Annotated in this window: 4 protein-coding genes; 1 reads left to right on the top strand and 3 read right to left on the bottom strand. The window is 76.0% G+C overall.

The features are described 5' to 3' along the window. Window positions 1–91: 91 nt before the first annotated feature. The 3 genes from ABD52_RS35525 to ABD52_RS35530 are packed head-to-tail and all read right to left on the bottom strand — an operon-like array spanning window position 92 to window position 5,709. Entirely contained in the window at window positions 92–910 is an 819-nt protein-coding gene (locus ABD52_RS35525) for an S-adenosyl-l-methionine hydroxide adenosyltransferase family protein (protein ID WP_047894617.1), read from the bottom strand. Continuing rightward, window positions 907–1,050, bottom strand: coding sequence for a hypothetical protein (locus ABD52_RS40410; RefSeq protein ID WP_200905287.1), 144 nt, complete (start codon window positions 1,048–1,050; stop codon window positions 907–909). Before ABD52_RS40410 ends, ABD52_RS35525 begins: the two co-directional genes overlap by 4 nt. 39 nt (window positions 1,051–1,089) lie before the next feature. After that, on the bottom strand, window positions 1,090–5,709 hold the full coding sequence (locus ABD52_RS35530; RefSeq protein ID WP_082171452.1) for an ATP-dependent helicase: 4,620 nt from the start codon (window positions 5,707–5,709) through the stop codon (window positions 1,090–1,092). Window positions 5,710–5,961: 252 nt separating this feature from the next. Between ABD52_RS35530 and ABD52_RS35535 the strand changes: the two genes are divergently transcribed. Continuing rightward, window positions 5,962–6,291, top strand: a 330-nt coding sequence (locus ABD52_RS35535; protein WP_047894619.1) for a hypothetical protein, incomplete at its 3' end; no start/stop codon positions are given.

Raw genomic sequence — 6,291 nt, forward strand, 5'->3', positions numbered from 1 at the left:
CTGCTGACGCCCCGTCCCCGCCCGTCCCCGTCCGTCCCCCTCTCCTCCGCGATCTTGCAGTTTCGGCCCTGCCCCGGGGGCATTCGCCCCGTTATGCCGGGGCAGCAAGTGCAAGATCGCGGGGGAGACGGGTGATGGTGACCAGGGCGCCTGGGGTGGTTTGGAGGGTGTCGGCGGCTCGGCCGGTGTTCACCGCTATCGCGACCTGGGCGGCGGAGTCGACGTAGACCACCAGGGCGCCGGGTTCCGCGTCGCCGAAGGTACGGCCGTGGACCGCCTCGTGGCCGTTCACCAGCACCCGGGACGGCAGGCCGTCGAGCAGCGTGCCCGGCGCGGCGAGCTGGACGTTGCCGAAGTGGTCGACGGTCAGCACCTCCGCGCTGAAGCCGCCGGGCTCGGCGCGTACCACCGGTTCCGGCAGCCGGACCAGCGTGCCCGGGTCCACTGCCGGCCCGGCCTCGGCCGGCGGCGCGCCGAGCGCCAGCCGGGCGGCCACCGGCGCGAACACGTCCCGCCCGTGGAACGTGCGGGAGACGACCGGGCCGAGCCAGTCCGGGTTGGTCAGCTCCACCGCCTCGGTCACTCCGCCGAGCGCCTCCGCGGCCGGGACCAGCAGCCCGTTGTCCGGCCCGACCAGCAGCCCGCCGGGCGCGGCGAGCGCGATCCCGCGCCGCGTCGTGCCGACGCCCGGGTCGACCACCGCGACGTGCACGCCCCACGGCAGGTACGGCACCGTCTGTGCGAGTACCGCCGCGCCCCGGCGTACGTCGGCCGGTGGCACCAGGTGCGTCACGTCGATCACCCGTACGGCCGGGGCGAGCCGGGCCAGCACGCCGTGGCACGCCGCCACGAACCCGTCGGCCAGGCCGTAGTCGGTGGTCAGCGAGACACACCGCGGGATGCCGCTCACTCGTGGCCCGCCCTGGTGACCTGCCGCGCCAGGCGCAGCTCGTGGACCACCACGATCGATCCGTCCCACTCCCGCTCGTGCAGCGCCGTCAGCGCGGCGCGGTCCCCGTCGCGCGCCTGGCGTACCCGGATCGAGGCCACCGGCCCACCCTACGTGCCCGCTCCCGGGACGCCGGGCGGTCAGCCGCGCAGACGCAGCCCGCGCGGGGTGGCGCGGAAACCGGCGGCGGTCAGCGCGTCGCGCAGCGGGGACGCGTGCACGGCCTCGCCGTCGGCGCGTTCCACCGAGATCGCGCCGAGCGCACCGGAGTGCACCGCGTCGGCGAGTGCCTTGCCGGCCGCGGCGAGCGTGTCGGTGTCGTCGGTGAACGACAGGATCGTCCGGCCGCCCCGCTCCACGTAGAGCACCAGGTCACCGCCGACGAGCACGACAAGCGCGCCCGCCTTGCGCCCGGCCCGGTGGCCGGTGGCCGGTGCCGCGCCGTCGCCGGAGTCGACCACGCGCTCCGGCCAGGGCAGCGCCGCGCCGTACGGGTTCGCCGGGTCGGTGGCCGCGAGCACGACTGTCGGACCGCCCCGGTCCTGGGTGTCGTCGGCGAGCGCGCGGATGCGGTCCACCGCGCCGGGCACCGCGAACTGCGCCGCGCCGAGCCCTTCGACGAAGTAGCCGCGCCGGGCCGCCCCGCGTTCCTCCATCGCGGACAGCACCGGGTAGACCCCGGCGAAGCCGCCGGTGACCTGCTCGGCCACGACCGCGCCCCGGGTCACCACGCCGTGCCGTTCCAGCAGCAGGTCGGCGAGGGCGGCGGCGCGGCGGGTGGGGTCGAGGTCGCGTCCGGGCAGCCGGGACCAGCGGCCGGCCATCGTGGGCGGACCGCCCCGGCTGGGCAGCGCCACCCGGCCCGGACGGCGGTAGCGGGTGCGCGGCGCCGACGGCCGGGACCGGTGTGCCCCGCCGGCGCCGAGCGCGGCGCGCAGCGGCGCGAGCGTGTCGTTGGTGAGGTGACCGGCCCACACCAGATCCCACACCGCGCCCGACAGGGCGGCGTCGTCTGTGGCGCCGACCCGGTCGGACAGCGAGCGGAAGAACAACGCCTGCCCGTCGGCGAGCGCGTCGAGCACCGACTCGTGCAGCGGGGTCAGCGTCAGTGCCTCGTCCGGCGGCGGGAGCAGCAGCGGCGCCACGTCGGCGTACGCGAGCGTCACCCACCCGTCGCCGCCGGAGATCGCGCCCGCGCCGGCCCACACCACCTCGCCGCCGGCGCACAGCTCGTCGAGCTGGGCGGGGGAGTAGTCGGCGACCCGGGCCGGGAGCACCAGGCGTTCCAGCGCGGACGCGGGCACGCTCACGCCCTGCAACTGCTCGACGGCGGCGGCGACCGCCTCGACGCCCCGGGCCGACGAGCCGACCTGCTGCCAGCGGGGCAGGAACGCGGCGAGCGCGCGCGGCGGCACCGGCTCGATCTCCCGGCGCAGGGCCGCGAGCGAGCGACGGCGCAGCATGCGCAGCACCTCGGCGTCGCACCACTGGGTGCCGACACTGTCCGGAGCGAACTCGCCGGAGACCACCCGGCCGCCCGAGGCGAGCCGCCGCAGCGCCTGCTCCACCACGAACACGCCGAGCCCGAACCGGGCCGCGCAGGTGGCGGCTGCGAACGGGCCGTGCGTGCGGGCGTACCGGGCGACCAGGTCGGCGAGCGGATCGGCCACCGGCGCGAGGTACGCCTCCGCCACCCCGACGGGCAGCGCCACCCCGAGCGCGTCACGCAGCCGGGCGGCGTCCTCGACGACCACCCAGCGGTCCTCGCCGGCGATGCGGACCCGCAGCACCCGCCGGGCCGCCGCCAGCTCGTCGGTCCACGACTCCGGCACTCCCCGTTCGGCCAGCTCGGCGCTGCTCAGGTCACCGACCACGCGCAGCAGCTCGACCACGTCCTCCGGGTCGCGGGGACGTCGCTGCTCGGTGAGCCAGCGCAGTTGGCGTGCCGTCTCGGTGAGCACCTCCGGGTCGAGCAGCTCCCGCAGGTCGACCCGGCCGAGCAGCTCGCCGAGCAGCCCGGAGTCGAGCGCCAGCGCGGCGGCCCGCCGCTCGGCCAGCGGGGCGTCGCCCTCGTAGAGGAACGCGCCGACGTACCCGAACAGCAGCGACCTGGCGAACGGCGACGGGCGTTCGGACTCCACCTCGACCAGGCGTACCTTGCGGGCGGCCAGGTCGCGCATCAGCTCACCGAGGGCGGGCTGGTCGAAGACGTCCTGGAGGCACTCGCGGGCGGCTTCCAGCGTGACCGGGAAGTCGGCGTACTCGCGGGCCACGTCGAGCAGTTGCGCGGCGCGCTGGCGTTGCTGCCACAGCGGCTGCCGCCGCCGGGGGTCACGCCGGGGCAGCAGCAGCGACCGGGCCGCGCACTCGCGGAACCGGGACGCGAACAGCGCCGACGTGCCCACCGACTCCTCGACGAGCTGGGCGATCTCGTCCGGCTCGAAGACGACCACGTCGGCGCCGGGCGGCGTCTCCGCGGTGTCCGGCAGGCGCACCACGATGCCGTCGTCGGAGGGCATGACCTGGGCGTCCACGCCGTACCGCTCGGCCAGCCGGCGACCGATCGCCAGCGCCCACGGCCCGTTGACCCGCGCGCCGAGCACCGAGTGCACGGCGAGCCGCCAGTCACCCAGCTCGTCGCGGAACCGTTCGACCACCACCGTCCGGTCGTCCGGCAGCGACCGGGTGGCCGCCTTCTGCTCGCGCAGGTAGTTCATCAGGTTGCCGGCGGCCCAGTCGTCGAGCCCGCCGGCCCGCAGCGCCGCGACCGCGTCGGCGTCGGACTGCCGCAGCAGCGCCCGGACCCGGGCGCCGATCGCCCGCCCCAGCTCGACCGGGCGACCGAGCTGGTCGCCCTTCCAGAACGGCATCCGGGCCGCCTGACCGGGCGCGGGGGAGACGAGCACCCGGTCGGGGGTGATCTCCTCGATCCGCCAGGACGACGAGCCGAGCAGGAACACGTCGCCCACCCGGGACTCGTAGACCATCTCCTCGTCCAGCTCACCGACCCGCGCGGCCCGCTCCGCGCCGGCCAGGAACACGCCGAACAGGCCCCGGTCGGGGATGGTGCCGCCGCTGGTCACGGCGAGCCGCTGGGCGCCGGGCCGGCCGGTCAGGACGTCGGTGGCGCGGTCCCAGACCAGGCGGGGCCGCAGCTCGGCGAACGCGGTGGACGGATAACGCCCGGAGAGCATGTCGAGCACCGCGTGCAGCGCCGAGTCGGGCAGCTCCGCGAACGGCGCCGCCCGCCGGACCAGCACGGCCAGGTCGCCGAGCCGCCACGGCTCCAGCGCCACCATCGCCACGATCTGCTGGGCCAGCACGTCCAGCGGGTTGCGCGGGTAGTGCAGCTCCTCGATCGCCCCGGCGCCCATCCGCTCGGCCACCACAGTGCAGGAGAGCAGGTCGCCCCGGTGCTTGGGGAAGACGACGCCGCGCGAGACCGCGCCGACCTGGTGCCCGGCCCGGCCGACCCGTTGCAGCCCGGCCGCCACGCTCGGCGGCGCCTCGATCTGCACCACCAGGTCGACAGCGCCCATGTCGATGCCCAGCTCCAGGCTGGACGTGGCGACCACGGCGGGCAGCCGGCCGGACTTGAGCGCCTCCTCGATCTGCTTGCGCTCCTCCCGGGACACGCTGCCGTGGTGCGCCCGTGCGATCACCGCCGGCGCCCCGGCCGCCGCGCCGGACTGCGCCATCACCTCCGCCGGCTGCCGAGGCGCACGCACCGGCCCGGCGCCGTCGCCGGCCGGCGGGCCGTCGCCGGGCAGCAGATCGGATACGCGCACCGGCTCCCCGCCCCGGGCCACGCGGCTGCCCTCCGGGGCGGACGCCGCCTCGACCTCCTCGGCGGCCAGCTCGTTGAGGCGGGCGCAGAGGCGTTCGGCGCTGCGCCGGGAGTTGGTGAACACGATCGTGGACCGGTGCGCGCGGATCAGCGCGAACACGCGTTCCTCGACCGCCGGCCAGATCGAGGGGCGGCGGGGCGCGAGGCCGCCGAGATCGTCCTCGGGTGGCTCCTGCTCGTCGAGGCGCGTCATGTCCTCCACCGGCACCTGGACGCTGACCTCGATGGTCTTGTTCGACGGCGGCTGCACCACGTCGACCGGGCGTGCGCCGCCGAGGAAGCGGGCGCACACGTCGATCGGCCGGACGGTGGCGGACAACCCGATCCGTTGGGCGGGGCGCTCCAGCAGCGCGTCGAGCCGTTCCAGGGACAGCGCCAGGTGCGCGCCGCGCTTGGTGCCGGCGACCGCGTGCACCTCGTCCACGATGACCGTGTCGACGCCGCGCAGCGAGTCGCGGGCGGCGGAGGTGAGCAGCAGGAACAGCGACTCGGGTGTGGTGATGAGGATGTCCGGCGGGGTGCGGGCGAAGGCGCGGCGCTCGTCGGCCGGGGTGTCGCCGGTCCGCATGCCGACGGTGACGTCCGGCGGGACCAGGCCGAGCCGGGAGGCGGCCTGGCGGATGCCGGTGAGCGGGGCACGCAGGTTGCGTTCCACGTCGACGGCGAGTGCCTTGAGCGGGCTGACGTAGAGCACCCGGCAGCGGCGCCGGGGATCGGCCGGCGGCGGCTCCTTGGCGAGCCGGTCGAGCGACCAGAGGAACGCCGCGAGCGTCTTGCCGGAGCCGGTCGGCGCGACGACGAGGGCGTTGCGGGCGGCGGCCACCGAGCGCCAGGCGCCCTCCTGGGCCGGGGTGGGCGCGGCGAAGGCCGCGGTGAACCACTCCCGGGTCGCCGCGCCGAACTCCGCCAGCACCCCGTCTGACCTGCCTGACCCGTCTGACCCGCCCGACCTGCCTGACCCGCCTGACGGGGTCACCTCGTCCGCCACGCTCCCATCCTGCCGCGCGGGTGTGACATCCGGCCCGCCGCCGGACCGTTCCGTCCCGCCCTCAGCAGCCCAAGAATGGAATGGGCGATTATTCCGTTAAGTCTTACTTAACTGCTTGCTTGTGGCCTGCAACATAAAGTAACTTCACTCGCGATGTGGCGTGGGGTGGAGGCGTGGATGACCGTCGAGGAACGAGGCCTGGGCTCCGGAACCGACGTGCTCATCCGCAAGGTCGACAGTCGACTGGCCGCGCTCCGCGCCGCGCTGCACGGTCCCGATCTGGAGCTGGCCGAGGAGCTGGCCGCGCGGCTGCGCGAGATGATCCTCGCGACCGCCCGGTCGAGTGCCGCCGACCGCGCCCGGGTCCGGGCCGCTGTGCACTACTTCGTCCAGCGCCGGGAGAGCCGGGACGCCCGGCTGCCGCTGCGCTCCCTGGTCGCCGCCCAGCGTGCCGTCGACCGCGCCGCCCGCCAGCTGGCCACCCCCCTGACCTCACCCCTCCCATCG

Origin of the sequence: Micromonospora sp. RV43 (assembly GCF_001029515.1) — a bacterium.
In the GTDB taxonomy this organism is placed as follows: domain Bacteria; phylum Actinomycetota; class Actinomycetes; order Mycobacteriales; family Micromonosporaceae; genus Micromonospora; species Micromonospora aurantiaca.